Origin of the sequence: Anaerotignum sp. MB30-C6 (genome assembly GCF_030908465.1) — a bacterium.
Lineage (GTDB): Bacteria > Bacillota > Clostridia > Lachnospirales > Anaerotignaceae > Chakrabartyella.
The window spans coordinates 1,859,708-1,879,656 of the sequence record NZ_CP133078.1 but is presented as its reverse complement, the minus strand read 5'-3'; the positions used below and the strand labels follow the sequence as shown (position 1 = coordinate 1,879,656).

Sequence of the window (19,949 nt, the reverse complement as noted above, 5' to 3'; positions counted from 1 at the left end):
TTTTGAGCGAGGTGTTTATTTGGAAAACTATGATGATGAATTAAAAATTGAGCTTGCCCATTACAACGAAATTCTTAGGATGATTCGTATGCAATTGGAAGTAGCCAAAAAAAATAACAGCAAAAGTGAAAAAGACTTAAGGGAAACAAACCGAGAGATGTGGGAGAATGCGTCCCACTCCACAGATGACTTTGACGGAGCAGTGGGGCTAAGTCAGTTTTATCAACCCCTTGCCAGCAATAGTTTTGCTTTAGAAACAAGTGCAAAAAAAATACAGTTGTTTGAACGGTTATTACAATCGGCCTATTTTGCCCGTATTGATTTTTGTTGCGAAGGTGAAAATGTGTATGAAAAGGTCTACATTGGCAGAGGTACGTTATTTAATGATATAGAGACAAAAATTTTAATTTACGATTGGCGTTCACCTATCGCCAGTCTGTTTTATCGTTTTGAAACAGGAAGCGCCTATTATGACGCGCCAGGTGGCCGTATTACAGGAGACATTGGTTTAAAGCGGCAATATGAAATCAAAAGAGGGGTTTTGGAGTATTTTTTTGATGCCAATGTGCAGATTGCAGACGAATTTTTACGCAAAATGCTATCGGGAAATACATCCAGCAAAATGAAAACCATTGTTGAAACCATCCAAAAAGATCAGGATATTGCCATCCGAGACATGACCCACGATCTACTTATGGTGCAGGGGATTGCGGGTAGTGGTAAAACCTCTATTGCGTTGCACCGTGTGGCTTACTTGAAATATCAGGGTCTTTCAAGCCGCCTTAAGTCATCGGATATTATCATTCTATCCCCCAATACCTTATTCGAGCAGTACATCTCCAATGTTTTGCCAGAGCTGGGCGAGGAAGAAGTGAAATCAGTTGTGTTTGATGATCTGGTGGCTGGAAGTTTTCCTGATGAAACAACATTCCAGTCTCGCTATAACCAAACGGAAATGCTGATTTCATGCGGTGATTCTTCTGAAAAAGAATTAAAAAAACAAACCATGGCTTTTAAAATGTCCAGGGCTTTTAGTGAAATATTAAATAGGTATGCAGACAGTATGGCAGCTTCTCATATCGACTTTACAGATATTAAGTATGATGGAAAAACTGTTTTTACCAGACAGGATTTAAAAGACCGATTGCTACAGATGAAAGGCAACATGAGCCTTGCGGTGAAACTAAGCCATCTTCGCCATCATATTTTCGAAGAAATCCATGAAATGCGGAAAGATCGGATGCCTAAATTGTTGCGCCATGCAAGAAAAGACCCCCATTATCCCTATGACTGGGCGGAACACGCAAGAGAACTGTCTATAGAGGAAAGCACTCGTCTCGCCAATAAAGTGGATGGATTCATCAAATTGAATAGCGTTGCCTTCTACAAAAAGTTGATTCAAACGGATGGTTTGTTGCTCTCCCTTTCAGAAGGAATTGAATTGCCAAAGAACATTGATGAAATTCTGCTTTACTCAAAAGAATTGCTTACAGGCTCCATGCTTGAAAATGAAGATGCTTTGGCTGTAACTTATCTGCAGCTTTTGATTGGTGCAAATAATGAATCTACTGATATGTATAAGCATATTCGACAGGTTGTTGTTGATGAAGCCCAAGACTACTACAGCCTTCACTTTGAGATATTGAAACGACTGTTTCCAAATGCACGGTATACCGTATTAGGAGATATCAACCAGACCATTGAAAAACAAGAGAACATGGGCCTCTATGATAGAATTACTGAGATTATGCAGCCCAAAAGTGCCAGTCTGATGGTTATGAACAAAAGCTTTCGGTGTACCAAAGAGATTCTCTCGTTTAGTATGCAGTTTTTGGACGATGATACCCCCTTTGAAAGCTTTAACCGCAGTGGTGATGTGCCTCAGATAATCAAAGCCTCCACCGTTAATTTGCTTGACGAGAAACTGATAGAAGAAGCAATATACAGTAAAAATCAAGGCTATGGGTCTATCGGCATTATATGCAAGGATGTCCAAGAAGCGGAAACACTTTATAGCCGTTTAAAAGAAAAAATCAACATCCATCTGGTGCATTCGGGGGATAACCTGAATACAACGGGGGTTTTCATAATTCCCATTACTATGTCAAAGGGATTGGAGTTTGACTCTGTATTAATTTACGGTGTAGACAAAAACCATTATCATTCCGTTGACGATAAAAAGCTGCTATATATCGCCAGCACCCGTGCACTACACCGTTTGAACCTGTTTTATACTGGTGAAAAGAGTTTGTTCATTTAAGGAGGTTCTAATATGACAAGAGATATTATAATTTCTTTGTTAAGTGAGGTCATAAGTGTTTCTGAAAATGATTTAGCTGGGCAAACCCCATTAACTCCAGAATACGATATTGAACCAATTGATATTGCAAAATGGATGATGGAAATTGAAAAACGTTTTGAAATAACCATTCACGATGAAGATGTTCATACATTTCAGACGGTGAATGATGTGGTCAAATATGTGGATGGGTTGATAGCAGAATAGGAGGGCAAAGTGAAAAAGGTTATTGTTGTTGCAGGTATGGATAATATGCCAATGGGCAGTGCTGTGTTACGAATTTTACAGGGTGTTAGTGGTGTAGACAAGGTGAAATTGAAATTGGAAGAGGAGTCTGTTGTTGTGGAGTATGGCCGAGGGGCAATAACTGAAGATGAATTATGCGATGCCATCAATGAGGAAGGTTTTGAAGTTGTGGACATTTTTGACGAAGGCTAACTTTTTCAAAAATAATATTGGCGATCTAGAAAATTCAAAGGTTCTTAGTAACCTCAATACAATCGAACCATAGAATCATCAAAACTAAAAACAGAGTGACAGAGGACGATGATTATCAACTTCTTGTGACTCTGTTTTGTTTCTAACCTATGATTAAAATTTAGACTGGATGGCGTGGAGAAATGATAGGTTGACAGCGGTACTTCAGTATATTGCTTAATCCATCTGACAGTAGGTAGCAGATGCAACCCCATTTTCCTTTGACTGCTGGGTTTCAATTTGGTAAGGGGAGACATTGCCCTTATAAAATCATCTATATTGACTGTAACCTATGAAAAGATAAAAATGCTTATGCAGCGTTTATAAAGCAATAATTAAAAAGGCGTTAAATTAATGAAAACAAAATTTAGAACCTGTTACTAAAATAAATTTTACCAAGAAGCAATATACTTTAATATGAAGGTACAGAAGGTGATTTTTTGACTGGTAAAATTGAAAACTTAGTTTTTGAAGGTGGCGGTGTATTGGGAATTGCCTACCTGGGGGCATTAGACTACCTGTTTAGAAATGGTTTAATGGGAGATATTACGAGGGTTGCAGGAACCTCTGCAGGGGCAATCACTGCCTGCGTTTTAAGCTTTAACCTTCCTTTTTGGGAGACTAGAAGAATTGCAAATTCTCTGGATTACAGAAAGGTTCCGTCAAAAGGGGAGTTGGAGGATATCAGTTTTATACCAGAGGATGTCATGGAGGTAATGGAAAGATTTTTTGATGACATTATCTGTGTATATCGGCTAATGAATAATTATGGTTGGTTCTCCACGGATTATTTTTATGGATGGATGAGGGATGTGATAAATGCCCAGTTTGACGTTACGAAAAAGTCGCCACCTTATACCTTCGAGGATTTTAAAAATCCCCTAATTCATAAGGATAACAGACCTTTTTTTGATCTGTACGTGATTGGAACGGATATTTCTATGAAGACATCACAAATTTTTTCTTATGAAACAACACCAAGGATGGAGGTTGCCCAGGCGGTTCGTATTTCTATGTCTGTGCCACTGTTTTTCGAAGCGGTGATTAAGGAACACATAGATTCAAGAGGTAACGCCTATTCGAGGGTTTTCTGTGACGGTGGTTTAATGAATAATTATCCCCTAAGCATTTTTGATTATCCTAGGTTCAATTCCGACCTTTATGGTGGTGTTAATCTATCTACCCTCGGACTTCGCTTTAAAAACAAGCTTGAGCACAATGAAATCAATAACCTTTGGCAATATATTGATAGTCTTTTACGAGTTTCTTCCTATATACAGCAGCAAAATTATGAAAGTAATCCACTGAACCAAGAGCGATCTATCATAATTAATACAAAGGATACTCATTCTCTGGACTTTAACATTGATGTAAATGACGCAACATATCGTTTTCTATATCAACAGGGGTACAATGCCGCAAAAGAATTCTTTAGCAACGATAGACAGCAGCTAAGTTCTATTTAAAAATGGGGAACATAGAAAAGAGGCATTCACCGTCTCTGGCTATATTGAGATTAAAATAGTAAAATGAAAAAAGCCACCAAGCCATAGACGGCAAAGTTGCCCAATTGCTGTTTTCACCATCCATTTCATGATACTCTCGCATAACAAAAAGTGTTGCATTTTTTATTCGGGAAAACGGTGAAAATTGGGGGTATTACATTAAAAAGAGCCCCATAAGTAAAGAATAATTCTTAATTTGATTCTACCCTTTGAAAATTGTACGGAATGGCAACGAAGTCATTACAGATATGTTGTTCGTGTTTGTAATCAATGGATTTGCCAAGCTTTACACAGAGGGTATTCTTATTAAGTCTCTTTGCATCCAGAGGAGCCACAATTTCCTAATCAAATTAAATTTCACCATAATTCACCCATCAGCTAGTGGAACATTTCACCATCCTTTTCTATGCTCTAGAGAATAGGAAGAAGAGAAAGTGGGCAACCAAGAGGCAATGGCCAAGTTGCCCACATTTTTGTGGTAAGGAGAATCAGTCTTAGTAAACCGATGTTGCCTTGCTTGATATTCCTTATACTTCAAAGGTAGCCTTTGGACTTAAATATTTACATCAATGACTACATCACCAACGGTTATGCTTACAATTTCATTTAAAGGCACAATTTCTTCAAGAACAGTGCCTTTATAGCCCATAGTTACACCGTCTTCTACAGAAAGCCCCCCGCCAGAGTTTGTCAAGTCAATTATTGTACCATCTGTTTTTGTAATGAATAATTCAATCGTATCCATAAATCTAAAGTGTTCCTTTTGGTCTTGCTCTGGCAATTGTCCGCTTTCTTCATTACTCCACTCTGGAATTGCATCTACTGTATAGTTTGCTTGTAATGCGATAGGTGAAAGAGAAATCTCATGCACGGTGAAGGTTAACCCATCTCTTACAAATTCCTTTTCTACGGGGATTTTTACTCCTACATCCTCAAAGTTCAGCTCATATCTAATCTTCCAATCTCCTTCCGATAGGACAACAGCTTTGCCATCTGTATCAAAATAGGAAAGTCTCGAAAACTCGGCTGTTACTTTTTTACCAGCAGGTAACGGTTTTTCGGTGCTAAGCATTTCAATGTACTGTAAAGTACCATCGGTATTATCGGTATCTGCAATCCATGATGAACCATTTAAACCACCTATGTTAAATGGGAGCTCCGTTCCACCTTTTCCGCCAGCGAAAAACACATCTTCAGGCAATACTCCTTCCGGTAAAGCAAATGGTGAACCATCTGCATTTGCAATAGAGTACACAATACAAGCGTGGTTACTGTCAGCAATTATTGCATCAGCAGTTATTGTTATGCCATCAGATGTATCACTTGCACCTACGGGGTGTCCAATTTTTTCTATGATTTCCGTTTGTACTGGTGTACCTCCTAATATAGGTGCAAATACATCAGATGCGGATTGCAAAATGCCTGTGGCATAAGCAGTAACAGAAAAAAGACATACTGCCGCAGCGATCACAACATATTTACCTATAGAAAAATGTCCCTTTCTGGGCTCTTGTTGTGCATTTGCTTTTACACGGTTGATTAAATTCTCCTTGCCTGCTTGTGTCCAATGGAGATTATCCATTTCATTCTTATATTGTTTCATGTTCATTCTCCTCCTAAAACTTTTTTAAGTTTTTCTCTGCCTCGCACCAATCGAGTATGTATGGTTGGCGTAGGAACGCCTATAATTTTACCTATTTCATATGCCTTATATCCCTCATAATAATGTAGGTAAATGACACAACGATATTTATCTTCAAGCTGATTTACAGCCCACAGTATACTGCTGTCATCATCTTCCTTTGGTGCAACAATTTCGCCACAATGCTCCATGGTACACGTGCGATTTCTCCATGAACTTTTTAAAATGTCTTTGCATACATTTGCTGTCATACGAAGAATAAAAGCTTTTTCATGGTCTTTGCTTTTAAAATTTTGCTTTGCTATTAGCAACTTAACAAACACAGTTTGAGAAACATCTTGAGCATCCTGTAAGTTTTTCAAATAGCTATAGCTAAATCGCAGTATGGTATCTGCGTAGGTGTAAACCAAATACTCTAAATTTTCATTCTTGTTCATTTTTTGATCTCCTTTGTAATGGCCATTCAAATAATAAACGATTGAAACTACATAAAACTTTCATTTTAAAAAAATATATAAAAAAGCCGTATGCGAATGCAAACAGCTGGATTAGTACTTTCCCTCCTGAGTGTTAAGTTTTTCTACCCTTCAGAAAGTCTTTCGATCGTTATATAAATGAGTTTAGCAAAATGAAACAAAATCTTCAAGCAATAAACTGCGGATATTATCATTGAAAGAGAGGGGCAATTGAAAAATTCTATTATAAGGAACCTTTGAACAAATACACATATCAAGTGTGTATTATAAACAGAATATAGCAAAACATAGATTCCGGAGATTTGGCGTCGAGAACTGAATTAGAGTTAGATGATTTTTAGTTGAAGTGATAGGATTAAAGTTGTAGTATAAAATAACTTCTAAAATAAATTAAGGCGAGAAAAAAGAACGGAGGCGTCAATATGTCTAAAAAATTATCTGATATGAGTATAGAAGAATTATGGCGGCTGTTCCCGATAATTTTGACTAACCATAAAGACGAATGGATAGAGTGGTACAACATAGAACACTCCATACTCTGCAACATATTAGACCAAGAAGAAGTTTCAAGAATTAGCCATATGGGCAGTACGGCAATAAGTGGAATAAGGGCAAAACCTACGGTAGATATCCTTGTGGAGTTACAAAAAAATAGTGATATGAAAGAAGTGAAAAATAAGCTGCTTCTTCATGGTTATATTTGCATGTCAGAAGAAAAAAATGGAATTTCCTTAAATAAAGGGTATACAGAACAGGGCTTTGCAGAAAGAGTATTTCATCTGCACTTAAGATTCGCTGGTGACAACGATGAGCTATATTTCAGGGATTATATGAATGATAACCCCATGTTGGCTACGGAGTATGAAAAACTTAAACTGTCATTATGTGAGAAATATAAACATAACCGTGATGGCTATACCGAGGCAAAAACGGTTTTTATAAAAAAATACACGCAAAGAGCAAAAATGCAATATGGCAATCGGTATGATTAAAGTAAGATAATAAGAATCATTTGACCTATGATGTATAAATCTTTGAACGCTTCACCACACTGATTGAACAAGGTGTCTCCGTTTTCCATCGTTAATTGCTATAGGGTTGTGTAAATTCGTCAGTTATTGTAGTAATTGAAAACAATATTGTAAGGAAAAAATGAATAGCTCAGAGGTTTTACCCAGCCATATCCATATCTGTTCAATTGTTAGTTCTACATATGAAGTTTATGAATAATGCTTGACTTTTTTGGTATATTTTGCTAGTGTTTCTAGAGGGTGGGTTACAATGAAATTGCTATAGAAACGAAAAAGGGGAGATTTTGCACAAGGAGATACGTGAAAGATAAAAGTATTTGTTGAGAAAAGCAATCTCAATTTGCTTTTAAAAAATATGGTCTAGTGAAGACTGAAAACTACAGGAAATACGTTAAGGAGATAGATATGTTAAAAAAACTTAAGATGAGAGAGAAGCTTGTTGTACTATTTGGTCTATTGATGCTTGTTACGATTTTTACACAAGGTATGGTGTCTTTTAATGAGCTAAATAAATCTCATGATTCAACAATCGCAGCAGTTCAGGACGAATTTGATTCAGTGATCAGAACCAGTGTGGACGGGCTTATTGGTGCATTAGATGCAAACCATCAAAGGTATCTGGATGGAGAGATTTCCAAAGATGAAGAAATGGAAACTGCAAAAAAGATTACAAGAGATGCAAGGTATAATAACGGTGAAGGTTACTTTTGGGCAGATACGGCAGATGGCGTATGTGTTGTGCATATGAACCCTGAGTATGAAGGAAAAAATCGATTTGATGCACAAGACTTGAAAGGCAATCTTTACATACAAAATCTTATTGATGCCGGTAATAATGAAGAAGGCGGATTTACTGAGTTTTACTTTCCAAAGCCAGGCGAGGAAGGGGACTTTATGAAAAGGGGTTATACGAAAAAGTATGAACCTTATGGTTGGTATGTGAGTACTGGCAACTATTATGATGACATTGAGGAACGCTTGGAAGAATATGAGAGTGATAAGTACGTTTCCTTGGTGAAGATGAATGTGGCGAGCGCATTACTAGCTGTTGTCGGAATAGCTATTGTGCTTGTGGTTGCAAACCAAATCACCAAACATTTAAGAGCCATGATACAGCGGTTAACATTATTGTGCCAAGGAGATTTGCACTCGCCTGTACCTGAGGTAAATACGGGGGATGAATTGGAGACCTTGTCAGAGGCTACAAATGAAACAATTAATAACTTTAAAATAGTAATTGATGACATTGATAATATTATGAAAGGTTTTTCCAATGGTAATTTTGTTTTAAAGGAGAAAATTACTTACACTGGAGATTTTAATGGAATTGGTCATTCAATTGAAAAGTTTGTAAGACAAATTTCTGAAACGTTACTTCAAATCAATGAAGCATCTGAACAGGTTGCTTTTGGTTCAGAACACCTTTCAAGTGGTGCACAGGAACTGTCCCACGGGGTAACAGAACAGGCGGATTCTATTGAAGATTTATCAAAAACCGTTGGTGAAATCGCACTGCATACAAAAGATACAGCAGAAAATGCGACGAAAGCAAAGGAAATTTCCGCTACTTCCAGTGATGCAATCAAGAGGGGCCATGATCAGATGAATGAAATGGTCGCTGCTATGGAAGAAATCAGTTCTACTTCCAATGAAATTGGAAAGATTATTAAAAACATTGATGATATCGCATTCCAAACCAATATACTAGCTTTGAATGCAGCGGTAGAAGCTGCTCGTGCAGGGGCTTCAGGCAAAGGCTTTGCGGTGGTTGCAGATGAAGTTCGTAATCTTGCAGGTAAAACAGCGGAAAGTGCACAGAGCACTGCTACTTTAATAGAAAAAGCTTTGTTGGCAATTGAAAATGGTTTGAAAATTGTTACAAGGACGTCAACGACGTTAGATGAAGTGATTTCGTCATCAGAAAAATCAGCGGAAGCAATACAGAGTATTGCAGATGCCAGCATTGAACAACAAGAGTTTATATATAGAGTGAATGATGGAGTGGAGCAGATTTCCGCTGTTGTTCATGCCAACAGCACCAATGCTGAAGAAAGTGCGGCGACAAGTGAAGAATTGTCCGCACAAGCCCAGATGATGAAGGAGTTAATTGGGAAATTTCAATTACAACGGGTGATGCTTACAACGGGTCATGAATATGATTCTGAGTAATATGTATTCCGGTAAGGCTAATTTTTATGGAATTCCATAATTAACACGCACACTTGTCGTCAGCAACCTATTTTGATTGTTACAATCAAACGTAGAACGGTAAAATAAGGTGTTTTGAACCTTGCGTTGTTTGAACGGCTATGGAGTAAAACGAGCAATAAAACTATAAATTACGCTATAATCAATGGCCTATGTACTATTTAAGTTGAATAAGAGTACATAGGCCATTATAGCATGCGTTAGGAGGAGATTTATTGAAAGATTGGTACATCAAGCTTTTACTAATTTCTTTATTACTTATAGGTGTCGTTTTTACAGTGAAAGAAGGACTTTTAAATTTTTCCATGGAACAAGAAAAACCTGTAACTTATTTGGAGGAACTAAAAATCGGAGAAGAAGAAATACTTTTGTCTGGATATGGGTTGGAAAGTTTCCTCTCTAACGAAAAAAGAGGAGCTGTCATTGCAAAACCAAAGGAAGGGTGGGAAATAGCTGAAGTTAGGTATTACCCTGAGAATGACTTGAATATAAAGGGTGGAAAAAAGGGGAATGCTACCCAAGTAATCATAAACAATGTATTTTCGGGAGCAGAGGAAAAATCACGAAAGATAGAGATGAATGCTCCCGTAGAATATGGAGCGTGTTACACTCATTTTTATATTTACTTGCAGAATTCCGAGAACGGCATGAAGTCGAAGGAAGCTGTGACTGTTTTTGCATACGATGAACTAATTATTGATTGGGGCAAGATGGTAGATGGGCAGACGCAATTTGTGTTCAATTTAGATTACCTAGAAGGTGATGAATTAAAGAACGACGACTGGATTATGGTTTATAAAAAGGAACCTGCAAAAAATAATGTAGCAGAATTCAGTAGTATAGAGGAGTTTATTTTCGATTCGAGTCATTATTGGTTAGGCGATAGTTTTGAGGGTGAATATAATTATAGAGAAAATGGCAATCAAATCGTCATAAGAATAAAGAAAGATTTTGGCCTTAGAAGTGTTCGTGTTGAGAATGGGGGAGAAGGGACAGGAATCAAATGGGTACGATCATAATGTTTTTTAACCTCAGTCTTTCTCTGTAGGGGTAGTGTCTACTTTCTTGTGGAAGGATGACTCAGACACCAAGAAATTTTAGTTGGTTTAAAGAGATGTACTTCGACAGTATTTCTCCCGTATCTAGGGTTTGAGAAGTCGCAGATGAAAGTATTGAAATAAAAGAGTTCCAAGAGCCAAGGCATTTTCCTTGCTCTTGGTTTTTTTTGTTAGAGTAGGAGGAAGATTGTTTTATAGTGGGAACGATGTGTTGAGTTGACAGGATAACTTTTTTTGGGAGAGAAGAACAGATTATTGATTGGGATACTGGTAAAGCTCATTTTAGCCTTAATTAATTGTGTCTGGAAACTGGTTTGATAACGTTGCATGATATATTAGACAAAATGTTGACAATTTATAGAACATTGAGTATAATAAATTTGAATTCGAAACACTGTTTTGAATTGGAGGTGTTTTTGTGGCCAAACAAATAGAGGGCGTATATGAAAGAATTATGGCATGTGCCCAACAAGAGTTTTTAGAAAAAGGGTATAAAGACGCATCTTTGAGAGTGATTGCAGCCAAGGCAAATACAGCCACAGGCTCAATTTATACACGGTTTGGGGATAAAGAAAGCTTATTTAGTGCAATTGTAGAACCAGTTGTAGATGAGTTCATGGAAATGTTCCGAGACGTAAATCAAGTTTTTCAATCTTTCGACGCTGAGACCCAGAAAAAGTCAATGCATCAATATTCATCGAACAGTATGACTAAAATGTTGGATTTTATTTATCAGCATTTTTATGTTTTCAAACTCTTGTTGGATGCATCTTATGGAACCAAGTTTCATAAATTTATGGATGAGATGATAGAGAACGAGGTGGAGTCCACTTACAAATATATGGAGGTCATTGGCTGCGAAAGTGTGAAGTCTGGCATTGTCACCGAGGACTTTATTCATATTGTTGTTACATCATATTTTGAAGGGGTCTTCGAAGTCGTTCGACACGATATGAGTAGGGAAGAAGCAGTAAAATATATTAATATGTTAAGACTGTATCATCTGGCTGGCTTTGAAACGGTTTTTTCGCCTGAAAAGTATCGGTGAAAGCTTAATTAAGGATAATATTTTATCAACAAGGCTATCTGAGGTTAGAATTCATGTTCTGATTTGGGTAGCCTAAAAATAAAGCGAAAAGTTAGTTAAAACTAACCAAGGGAGGGGGATTATATGGTACAAGAACGAACTTTACTTCGGGCTTTATGTATGGAATATGAATACACCTAGGGAATGCTTCCAGCAGACAAAGTATAAAGTAGATGGGTTTATCACGAACTGCCGCGAGGATCGCAGCGCATATCACAGGTTAAGTCTTATAATCAGATGAGCAAAATTATGTAACACTGTTGGATTCATTTAACTAGCACAAAATTACCTTGTAAGAAGGTGAAATAGCGATGTTTTGGGAGAGGAGAATTAATATATGACAGATACGACTTTAGATGCCAAAGAACAGCAAAAGCGATTTATTTTGTCTGAAAATTTATGGAGTGTTATGTGGCAGCTCTCATGGCCTGCGGTCATAGCCATGGTGTTGTACAATTTTAATGCGTTACTAGATGCATTTTTTGTTGGCAGGTTTGTAGGGGAGACTGCCCTTGCAGGTGTTTCCCTTGCCTATCCAATAACGCAAATAAGTATGGCCGTTGGTTCTCTTGTTGGCGTAGGTGCAGGCTCTGTTTTAAGCATTGCCCTAGGGTCTAAGGATAAGGACACACAGCGGCGAATCTTAGGAAATATAAATATGCTTACGATTTTATGTACATTAATTTATATGATTATCGCACTGCTTTTCTCCAAACAGCTTATTGGAGCCATGGGTGGTAACGGGGCACCACTGGAAATCGGGAATTCATATTTTCGAATTACCGTGTACGGAGCAGTGTTCTGGGTTTACGGTTTGGCGGGAAATATGATTATTCGTGCTGAAGGAAGGATGAAAACTGCCGCTTGGATGATGGCTGGGGGACTGATTGCAAACGCCATCATGAACTATATCTTTATTGTACTTTTAGACATGGGTGTAGAAGGGGCTGCTTGGGGCACAAATATAGGGATGCTCGTCTATTCTCTTCTAGGATGGGTATATTTTGGTACGCACAAAGCATCTTTTGAAGCCAAAGTTGCTTCTCTTAAGACTGACAAAGAAAATTTGTCATCAATCATTCGACTGGGGATGCCTTCCTTAATCATGTCCGTAATGAGCTTGATTCAGGCTGTTGTAGTATTTAACGCCTTGTCTAGATATGGCACCGATGCCGATATTGCTTTTTATGGGGTAGTATTTCGAATTTTCCAGTTCTCCTTAACACCGATTTTTGGCCTTATGCGTTCACTACAACCAGTTGTTGGCATCAACTATGGAGCAAAACAGTACCATCGTGTGATTCGTTCGTATAAGATATTTGGTGTGGCAGCCATGTTTCTAACCATACCATTTTGGTTGGCATCACTCATTGCGCCTGGGCCTATACTAGGTTCAATGCTGACTGAGCAAACGATAGCGTCAACGCAGATTACGTACTTCCGAATCATAATGGTGATTTTACCTGTACTATCATTTATTTTTATGGCAATGACTTTCTTTCCAGCTGTGGGGAAAGGCAAACCTGCTGCAATCATTGGTATAGCAAGGCAATTCTTGTTTTACGTGCCAGTGATGCTGATTGTTCCTCGTTTTTTTGGCGTGGCAGGTATTTACTACGGTTCTTTAGCCATAGATGCAATCATTGTGGTTTGGACGCTTCTTTTGGTAGGAAAAGAGTTTAATTTGTTAAGAAGACAAATGAGTTAGAAAAAAATCCATCAGAGAAATTTTACTTAAGCCTCATTGGGGGGATACATTCAAAAAACGAATTAAAAAATGTGCTGTCCTTAAGGATTAGAAACTAGGTGTTTAAAATATAGCTACTATGCCCGATTGAACTTTTCTCAATCGGGCATTTTGACGTTTATAACGCCATGGCTTTTTGTAGAATTTTACACAGGTGGTTATTACATAAATATTACTTTATTGCAAAAAAAAGCTTTTATCATTCTCTAGGTATTTGTCTTGATATGAAATATAAAGACATAGTACTGTGTGCATGAGGCTATAATCAACGCTATTTTTAGAATTATATTTGTACTTGTTAAGAAAGCCATGAAAATAAAAATGGAAGAAAATCACAATATGTATATTTTTTCTTTTTTTGTCATACCTTTGGTCTTCACGTAGGTTGCAAGATATTTTTTATAAAAGGATGTGCTTGTAAACCATGTATGAAACCTTGGAGAGCTGCGGGCAAAGCAATAGGTTGATATAAGTAGAAATGGTGTCGTTGGTAATCCTGGTAATGCCACACCCAAAATACCTAAACTAAGCAAAAGTAAACCGAATGTGAAAAATAATATTTTCATAATAAAACACCTCCCAATATATGGATTAGTATACATTTAAAGGGATAAATTGTATATATCCATTTCAAATTTTATTAACGGTACTTTTCTGGTATAACGATGTGTGATTTATGGTGCCAGTAGATGATAACACTGTATGTTAATCATAAAAGCCCATCACTATCAGTAGATAGGGTTAAATATGAAAAAAAAGAATTTTTTTTCTTTTATTTCTGTTAGTATGTGAGTAAAACGAAACTCGTGTTCTACAAAATAAAAAATTAGGTACAGGGGAAAGGATGAAGAAATAAGTAATAATTGAAAAATACTATTTAAGCAGCCAGGTTATTGCCTAGGTTGTTTTTTATTTAGAGGAGAAAGCTTAGAAGAATTACAATTGTATTAAAGGGAGCCATGTTGGATTTTTTATAGATATTTGAGCTCCTAAAACGTTTTCTGTGGAAACATACTTCATAGAAAAAATTGTTAGTATTAAAATATATACCTATATACCTATTGACAAAGTGGGTTATAGAAAGTATTATATCAATAATGAATTTGTAGAACGAATTCTAAAGGAGATGAAGTTATGAGTATTAATAACAGAAACATCGTTTCAAGTATCCTATGTTGTTGTCAAAAAAATTCAACTGGGTATAAGGTAAGGGTAGTGCTTAACACTTAGTTTTGCGCCTAAAGAACACTTGAATAAAAGTGTCTCCTTCTCATTTGCCTTTGCCCCGGAGTTTCATAAGCCCGGATTTTTTATGCCCTATTTCAAATAAAAAGAGGTAGAAATTGAAAAAAAATAGGTTTAGACGTTCGTTATCTTATCATGATTTAAGTTTAAAGATGACTTAAAAAGGTACATAGGTTACGCAACAATCTGAAAATACTCTCTCTGGTGCAAGGGCGGAAGAGAGAAAGAATTGGTGCCCATAGGGCGAGGAAAAGAATCTGGATAATGCCGCAATCTTTTGTAGGAACATATCATTGGGGGATTTTAATTAAAGCAAAAACGAAGTAGTATTAGCAAGAAATTGGGAAAAGGAGGTCGGCTATTCTGAATTGGGAATTTATATGGGAATATTTACCCCTGTATCAAAAGGCGGCATGGTTAACGGTAAGGATTGGGCTAATGGGGATAACCATCGCCATTTTATTAGGGTTTATATGTGCAATGATTCAATATTACAAGGTACCCATTCTGAAAAGAGTTGTGTCAGTATACATAGAGTTGAGCAGAAATACACCGCTTTTGGTTCAGCTATTCTTTATTTATTATGGATTGCCGAAAATTGGCATTCAAACAAATGCCGAAATCTGTGGTATTGCCGGGCTGGCCTTTCTAGGAGGAAGTTATATGGCCGAGGCCTTTCGAAGCGGTCTGGAAGCAGTGGATTCCATACAAACGGAAAGCGCCTTAAGCCTTGGAATGAGTAATTATCAGACCATGGCCTATGTGGTACTTCCTCAGGCCATATCCGTCAGCATACCAGCTTTTATGGCGAACATTATCTTTCTTATGAAGGAAACCAGCGTATTTAGTGCAATTAGTTTGATGGATTTAATGTTCACAGCGAAGGATTTAATCGGACTTTATTACAAAACCACAGAGAGTCTATTTTTGTTGGTTGTGTTTTACCTGATTATTCTTCTGCCTATTTCCATTCTAGGCAGCTTGCTAGAAAGGAGGCTGCGACATGCTGGATTTGGGTCTTGAAGTTTTATCCAAAGGAAATAATATGCTCAGACTTTTAGGTGGGCTATGGGTAGCACTCAAAATAAGCTTACTCTCCGTTGGAATTAGCATTGCCCTTGGTATTTTACTGGGTGCACTGATGACATGGAAAAATCCAGTGACAAAAGCGATTTTGCGGGTCTACCTAGAGTTCATCAGAATTATGCCCCAGTTGGTTCTTCTATTTTTGGTTTACTTTGGTACAACAAAAGCCTTTGGATGGGATTTAACTGGCGAAATGGCAGCTATTATTGTATTTGTTCTTTGGGGAACAGCAGAGATGAGTGATTTGGTTCGTGGCGCTTTGATTTCTATTCCCCGACATCAGTATGAAAGCAGTGAGGCCCTTGGGCTTACGAGAGAACAAATTTATTTTTATATTATTATCCCGCAAGCACTTAGACGCTTGATTCCATTATCCATTAACCTCATTACGAGAATGATTAAAACCACCAGTTTAATTTTAATGATTGGTGTGGTAGAGATACTTAAGGTTGCCCAGCAGATTATTGAGGCAAACCGTATGTCTAGCCCAAATGCTGCATTTGGTATCTATTTAACAGTGTTTATCCTGTATTTTATTGCTTGCTGGCCCATTAGTATGATTGCAAAACATCTGGAAAGGAAATGGAGGTGACGTTTCATGGCAGAACCCATATTAGCATTAAAAAATGTAACAAAACACTTTGGTGAAAATACCGTTCTTGACGACATTGACCTGTCCGTTCATCAGGGCGAGGTCATCGTAATTGTAGGACCCAGTGGCTGTGGAAAAAGCACCCTTCTTCGCTGTGTCAATGCGTTGGAACCGATACAGGGCGGTGAAATTTACTTAAATGATGAGAAGATTGATATTAAGAGTAAGAAGTTAGCCAACCTTCGGCAAAAAATCGGCATGGTTTTCCAAAGCTATGAATTATTTCCCCATCTAACCGTATTAGAAAATATAGTGCTGGCACCCACAAAAGTCCAAAAAAGAAAAAAAGAAGAGGTTCAACAGGAGGCTTTGGCTCTTTTGGGGCGAGTGGGGCTTCTTGGGAAAGAAGGCAGCTATGCCAGACAGCTCTCTGGCGGTCAAAAACAACGAGTTGCCATTGTCAGAGCATTGTGTATGCATCCGGAAATCCTGCTTTTTGATGAAGTAACCGCCGCCCTTGATCCAGAAATGGTGCGTGAGGTATTGGATGTCATGCTGAATTTGGCGGCACAAGGACGCACTATGATTATTGTAACCCATGAAATGCAGTTTGCTAAGGCCGTGGCGGACAGAATTATTTTTCTTGATGGGGGCAAGGTTTTGGAGGATACAAAGCCCGAGGTATTTTTTGAGGCACCTAAAACAGAAAGGGCAAGGCAATTTTTGAGTATGTTTGAATTTAATGTAGTCAAATCTCAGGTAGAAAAAGTATCGTCTTGATGCAAGACGTAGGTTGAGATTTAGGCATAAACAATCAATTTTAAAGGAGAGAATATTATGAAGAATTTCAAAAGAATTACTGCATTGGCATCTTTATTGGCTTTGACTTTGGCAGTATCGGCTTGCGGAAAGCAGGGAAGTACGGATGAAACTGCAGAGGCAGAAAACACTGGAGATCAAAAGGCCGTTGTGTACCGTACGCTAGACGAAATAAAAGAAAGTGGTACCATCAACATTGGCGTTTTTTCTGACAAAAATCCCTTTGGATATGTAGATGAGAACGGAGAATATCAGGGATATGATGTTTATTTTGCAAATCGTATTGGAGAAGATATGGGGGTAGAAGTTAATTTTGTATCTACAGAGGCTGCAAACCGTATTGAATACTTGCAAACAGGGAAGGTAGATATTATTCTTGCAAACTTTACAGTGACTGAGGAGCGAGCAGAGGAAGTTGACTTTGCGCTACCATATATGAACGTAGCCCTTGGTGTAATTTCTCCTGACAGCAATGTGGTTCAAAGTTTGGATAATTGGAGTGCTGACGATGAGATGATTGTTATCTCTGGAACAACAGCAGAAAAATATTTGATTGAAACCTATCCAGACATTCCACTTCAGAAGTACGATTCTTATGCGACTGCGAAAAATGCCTTGGAAAACGGAAATGGTGTTGCGTGGGCCAATGATAACACAGAAGTCATAGCCTTTGCACTGCAGAACAAAGGTTATACTGTGGGCATTCCCTCTCTGGGAAGCCAGGATACCATTGCACCTGCTGTATCAAAGGGGAATGAAACCCTTTTAAATTGGATTAATGATGAAATCAAAGCCCTTGGGGAAGAGCAGTTCTTCCATGCAAATTATGAGGCTACATTGGTAGATACATATGGCCTTGAATTCCAAGAAAGCTTGGTAGTTGAAGGTGGTCAGGTTCAGTAAGTGGGTTGATCCGTATATGGGGGGACAGTCTTGTCCTCCCATTTTATATACGTATTTTCAGTGAAAACAGGGGATTTTTCGATTCAGGTTCTCTGGTTTGCCAAAGAAACAGCATGAACGCAAAAGATCTGTCGCTAAGGGCAGAGAATAAATGAACCTTTTGTGAAAGGGGGGATGATATGATTGAAAACTACAAAGAATTACATTATGGCAACGAGCCCAACCGTCCTAGCCAATTTGGTATTATCATTCATGGCCGCCGTGGTAAACTGTTAGCAACATTATACACTTCAGGAGGTGAGGGGCCACACCCCCTGATACTCCTATTCCACGGAATCCCAGGGAATGAACAAAATTTAGATGTTGCCCAAGCACTTCGGCGAGTAGGCTTCCACGTTTTGACCTTTCATTATAGCGGCTGCTGGGGTAGTGACGGGAATTACTCCCTAAAGAATAATCTAGAGGATGCCGAAAGGGTATTAGATTTTATGCTTCAGGATAAAAGTTTTGGCGTTGATAAAAACCGTATTTATGCCATTGGCCATAGCCTAGGGGGTTTTGTGTGTGGACAGTTAAGTGCAAAACGAAAGGAAATCCAAGCTTGTGCTTTGCTTATGCCTTGCGATATTGGACGTTTTTTTCAAATGAAGCAGGAGTATCCTATGGCCGCCCAAAGTTTATATCATATCCTAGAAGAAAGCTCTGGTTGGTTGCGAGGGGTTAGTGTGGAGCTATTTTTGAAAGAAATACAGGAAAATAGCACAAATTTTCCTTTGGAGTCTGTTGCCAATGAGCTGGCAAAGAAACCCGTGCTATGCGTTGAAGCGTTACTTGATACCCACACACCACCCAGCTGCCATTGTCATCCCTTTGAAAAGGGGATCCTTGGGGCGGGCGGAAGGCAGCTGGAAATCCATAGGCTTGAAACAGACCATTGTGCTGCGGATTATCGGCTAGAACTGATCCGCATTGTGACAGGTTATTTTAAGGATGTTGCTTTCGGGAGAAAAGCTGATGAAAACACACGCTATGAGATCGTTTCTCCTCGAAATAAAAACTTGACCTAGTTGCCAACATTTGCCTTAGGAAATATAAATAATGCCAGTGAAGTATGACAAAACAAGTTTAAACAAATTAGTGTTCATCTACCCCTTTCTTTTGAAAACTAATTTTCAATGTGTCTTTCACAGTTTCTATTTAGTATGTAGAATAGAATGTTTAGCTGTCTTTCAGTTTTACTTTTTCCTTCCTTCTAACCAGTAACGGGCATATTGTTTCATAAATTAAATTTCAGTTCTGCAATACAGAGTAGAAGAAAATTGAAGCTATTTGCATCAAAATTATTTTACAGAATAGTATGTAGAATAGTAATTTGGGAAAGAACGATTTTTTTTTAGATTTAGATTTTAATGACTATCGTGGAGGAAAAATTTCTGTGGACATAAAACTGTGGGGAGAAGCACGAAGAGGGAGGGTTAGAAAAAGTCATTGCATTTATACTTTTCTACGCAAAGTTTGTACTATTTTTCATTACCTTATATAATAAAACAACGATAAGTTATATTTCTCTTGACAAGTGAACGTTCATTTTCTAGAATGTTGATAAACGGTCATTTATTGGTGTCGTATAACATTGATATTTCCGTGATATAAAAATTTCTGCCTTCCCTTGTTTCCATGATAGGTTATAGGGAACTGAACGAAGGAGAAATGGAACAATGGGTTATCTTGAGCACTAGGAAATTTTAAAAGGAACTATGCTCATTATAATATT

General features: G+C 37.9%; 17 protein-coding genes. 14 read left to right on the top strand and 3 right to left on the bottom strand.

Annotation, left to right across the window (positions count from 1 at the left end; translation table 11 throughout):
- The first annotated feature begins 19 nt into the window (after positions 1 to 19).
- From RBQ60_RS09285 to RBQ60_RS09270, 4 genes are all read left to right on the top strand, one after another.
- The gene (locus RBQ60_RS09285; protein ID WP_307883409.1) at positions 20 to 2,260 is read left to right on the top strand and encodes a HelD family protein; all 2,241 of its coding nucleotides are present in this window, start codon (positions 20 to 22) and stop codon (positions 2,258 to 2,260) included.
- A 12-nt stretch (positions 2,261 to 2,272) separates the two neighbouring features.
- Entirely contained in the window at positions 2,273 to 2,506 is a 234-nt protein-coding gene (locus tag RBQ60_RS09280; RefSeq protein WP_307883408.1) for an acyl carrier protein, read from the top strand.
- A 9-nt stretch (positions 2,507 to 2,515) separates the two neighbouring features.
- Positions 2,516 to 2,737, top strand: a complete 222-nt coding sequence (locus RBQ60_RS09275; RefSeq protein WP_307883407.1) for a heavy-metal-associated domain-containing protein — start codon at positions 2,516 to 2,518, stop codon at positions 2,735 to 2,737.
- 479 nt (positions 2,738 to 3,216) lie between these two features.
- Positions 3,217 to 4,242, top strand: a complete 1,026-nt coding sequence (locus RBQ60_RS09270; protein WP_307883406.1) for a patatin-like phospholipase family protein — start codon at positions 3,217 to 3,219, stop codon at positions 4,240 to 4,242.
- A 592-nt stretch (positions 4,243 to 4,834) separates the two neighbouring features.
- Here RBQ60_RS09270 and RBQ60_RS09265 read toward each other — a convergent pair.
- Together RBQ60_RS09265 and RBQ60_RS09260 are read right to left on the bottom strand one after the other, a co-directional pair.
- Complete coding sequence (locus RBQ60_RS09265; RefSeq protein ID WP_307883405.1) at positions 4,835 to 5,884, bottom strand: DUF4179 domain-containing protein; 1,050 nt, start codon at positions 5,882 to 5,884, stop codon at positions 4,835 to 4,837.
- A 2-nt stretch (positions 5,885 to 5,886) separates the two neighbouring features.
- The gene (locus RBQ60_RS09260; protein ID WP_307883404.1) at positions 5,887 to 6,360 is read right to left on the bottom strand and encodes an RNA polymerase sigma factor; all 474 of its coding nucleotides are present in this window, start codon (positions 6,358 to 6,360) and stop codon (positions 5,887 to 5,889) included.
- 461 nt (positions 6,361 to 6,821) lie between these two features.
- On the opposite strand from RBQ60_RS09260, the gene RBQ60_RS09255 reads away from it, so the two are divergent.
- The 5 genes from RBQ60_RS09255 to RBQ60_RS09235 all read left to right on the top strand — a co-directional run bounded on the left by RBQ60_RS09255 (position 6,822) and on the right by RBQ60_RS09235 (position 13,491).
- A complete protein-coding gene (locus tag RBQ60_RS09255; RefSeq protein WP_307883403.1) occupies positions 6,822 to 7,391 on the top strand; it encodes a GrpB family protein in 570 nt (189 codons plus the stop codon).
- A 444-nt stretch (positions 7,392 to 7,835) separates the two neighbouring features.
- Complete coding sequence (locus RBQ60_RS09250; protein ID WP_307883402.1) at positions 7,836 to 9,599, top strand: methyl-accepting chemotaxis protein; 1,764 nt, start codon at positions 7,836 to 7,838, stop codon at positions 9,597 to 9,599.
- Between the two features lie 254 nt (positions 9,600 to 9,853).
- Complete coding sequence (locus tag RBQ60_RS09245; protein WP_307883401.1) at positions 9,854 to 10,657, top strand: hypothetical protein; 804 nt, start codon at positions 9,854 to 9,856, stop codon at positions 10,655 to 10,657.
- A gap of 457 nt (positions 10,658 to 11,114) precedes the next feature.
- Complete coding sequence (locus tag RBQ60_RS09240) at positions 11,115 to 11,744, top strand: TetR/AcrR family transcriptional regulator (RefSeq protein ID WP_307883400.1); 630 nt, start codon at positions 11,115 to 11,117, stop codon at positions 11,742 to 11,744.
- Between the two features lie 376 nt (positions 11,745 to 12,120).
- Positions 12,121 to 13,491, top strand: a complete 1,371-nt coding sequence (locus RBQ60_RS09235; RefSeq protein WP_307883399.1) for an MATE family efflux transporter — start codon at positions 12,121 to 12,123, stop codon at positions 13,489 to 13,491.
- Between the two features lie 371 nt (positions 13,492 to 13,862).
- On the opposite strand, the gene RBQ60_RS09230 is transcribed toward RBQ60_RS09235, so the two are convergent.
- Positions 13,863 to 14,096 carry a YbaN family protein gene (locus RBQ60_RS09230; RefSeq protein ID WP_307883398.1) on the bottom strand — a complete coding sequence of 78 codons (234 nt, stop codon included), beginning with the start codon at positions 14,094 to 14,096 and terminating at the stop codon, positions 13,863 to 13,865.
- A 1,042-nt stretch (positions 14,097 to 15,138) separates the two neighbouring features.
- Between RBQ60_RS09230 and RBQ60_RS09225 the strand changes: the two genes are divergently transcribed.
- The 5 genes from RBQ60_RS09225 to RBQ60_RS09205 all read left to right on the top strand — a co-directional run bounded on the left by RBQ60_RS09225 (position 15,139) and on the right by RBQ60_RS09205 (position 19,242).
- Complete coding sequence (locus RBQ60_RS09225) at positions 15,139 to 15,798, top strand: amino acid ABC transporter permease (RefSeq protein ID WP_307886000.1); 660 nt, start codon at positions 15,139 to 15,141, stop codon at positions 15,796 to 15,798.
- A complete protein-coding gene (locus RBQ60_RS09220) occupies positions 15,779 to 16,453 on the top strand; it encodes an amino acid ABC transporter permease (RefSeq protein WP_307883397.1) in 675 nt (224 codons plus the stop codon). Before RBQ60_RS09225 ends, RBQ60_RS09220 begins: the two co-directional genes overlap by 20 nt.
- Before the next feature lie 6 nt (positions 16,454 to 16,459).
- On the top strand, positions 16,460 to 17,233 hold the full coding sequence (locus RBQ60_RS09215; RefSeq protein ID WP_307883396.1) for an amino acid ABC transporter ATP-binding protein: 774 nt from the start codon (positions 16,460 to 16,462) through the stop codon (positions 17,231 to 17,233).
- Positions 17,234 to 17,290: 57 nt separating this feature from the next.
- Positions 17,291 to 18,175, top strand: coding sequence for a transporter substrate-binding domain-containing protein (locus RBQ60_RS09210; RefSeq protein ID WP_307883395.1), 885 nt, complete (start codon positions 17,291 to 17,293; stop codon positions 18,173 to 18,175).
- A gap of 179 nt (positions 18,176 to 18,354) precedes the next feature.
- On the top strand, positions 18,355 to 19,242 hold the full coding sequence (locus RBQ60_RS09205) for an alpha/beta hydrolase family protein (protein WP_307883394.1): 888 nt from the start codon (positions 18,355 to 18,357) through the stop codon (positions 19,240 to 19,242).
- Positions 19,243 to 19,949 lie beyond the last annotated feature (707 nt).

What these genes read in the sequence shown, in the direction of transcription:
- RBQ60_RS09280 (WP_307883408.1), top strand. Translation starts at nt 2,273, where the DNA reads ATGACAAGAGATATTATAATTTCTTTGTTAAGTGAGGTCATAAGTGTT.
- RBQ60_RS09265 (WP_307883405.1), bottom strand. Translation starts at nt 5,884, where the DNA reads ATGAAACAATATAAGAATGAAATGGATAATCTCCATTGGACACAAGCA.
- RBQ60_RS09260 (WP_307883404.1), bottom strand. Translation starts at nt 6,360, where the DNA reads ATGAACAAGAATGAAAATTTAGAGTATTTGGTTTACACCTACGCAGAT.
- RBQ60_RS09255 (WP_307883403.1), top strand. Translation starts at nt 6,822, where the DNA reads ATGTCTAAAAAATTATCTGATATGAGTATAGAAGAATTATGGCGGCTG.
- RBQ60_RS09250 (WP_307883402.1), top strand. Translation starts at nt 7,836, where the DNA reads ATGTTAAAAAAACTTAAGATGAGAGAGAAGCTTGTTGTACTATTTGGT.
- RBQ60_RS09235 (WP_307883399.1), top strand. Translation starts at nt 12,121, where the DNA reads ATGACAGATACGACTTTAGATGCCAAAGAACAGCAAAAGCGATTTATT.
- RBQ60_RS09230 (WP_307883398.1), bottom strand. Translation starts at nt 14,096, where the DNA reads ATGAAAATATTATTTTTCACATTCGGTTTACTTTTGCTTAGTTTAGGT.
- RBQ60_RS09220 (WP_307883397.1), top strand. Translation starts at nt 15,779, where the DNA reads ATGCTGGATTTGGGTCTTGAAGTTTTATCCAAAGGAAATAATATGCTC.
- RBQ60_RS09215 (WP_307883396.1), top strand. Translation starts at nt 16,460, where the DNA reads ATGGCAGAACCCATATTAGCATTAAAAAATGTAACAAAACACTTTGGT.
- RBQ60_RS09210 (WP_307883395.1), top strand. Translation starts at nt 17,291, where the DNA reads ATGAAGAATTTCAAAAGAATTACTGCATTGGCATCTTTATTGGCTTTG.
- RBQ60_RS09205 (WP_307883394.1), top strand. Translation starts at nt 18,355, where the DNA reads ATGATTGAAAACTACAAAGAATTACATTATGGCAACGAGCCCAACCGT.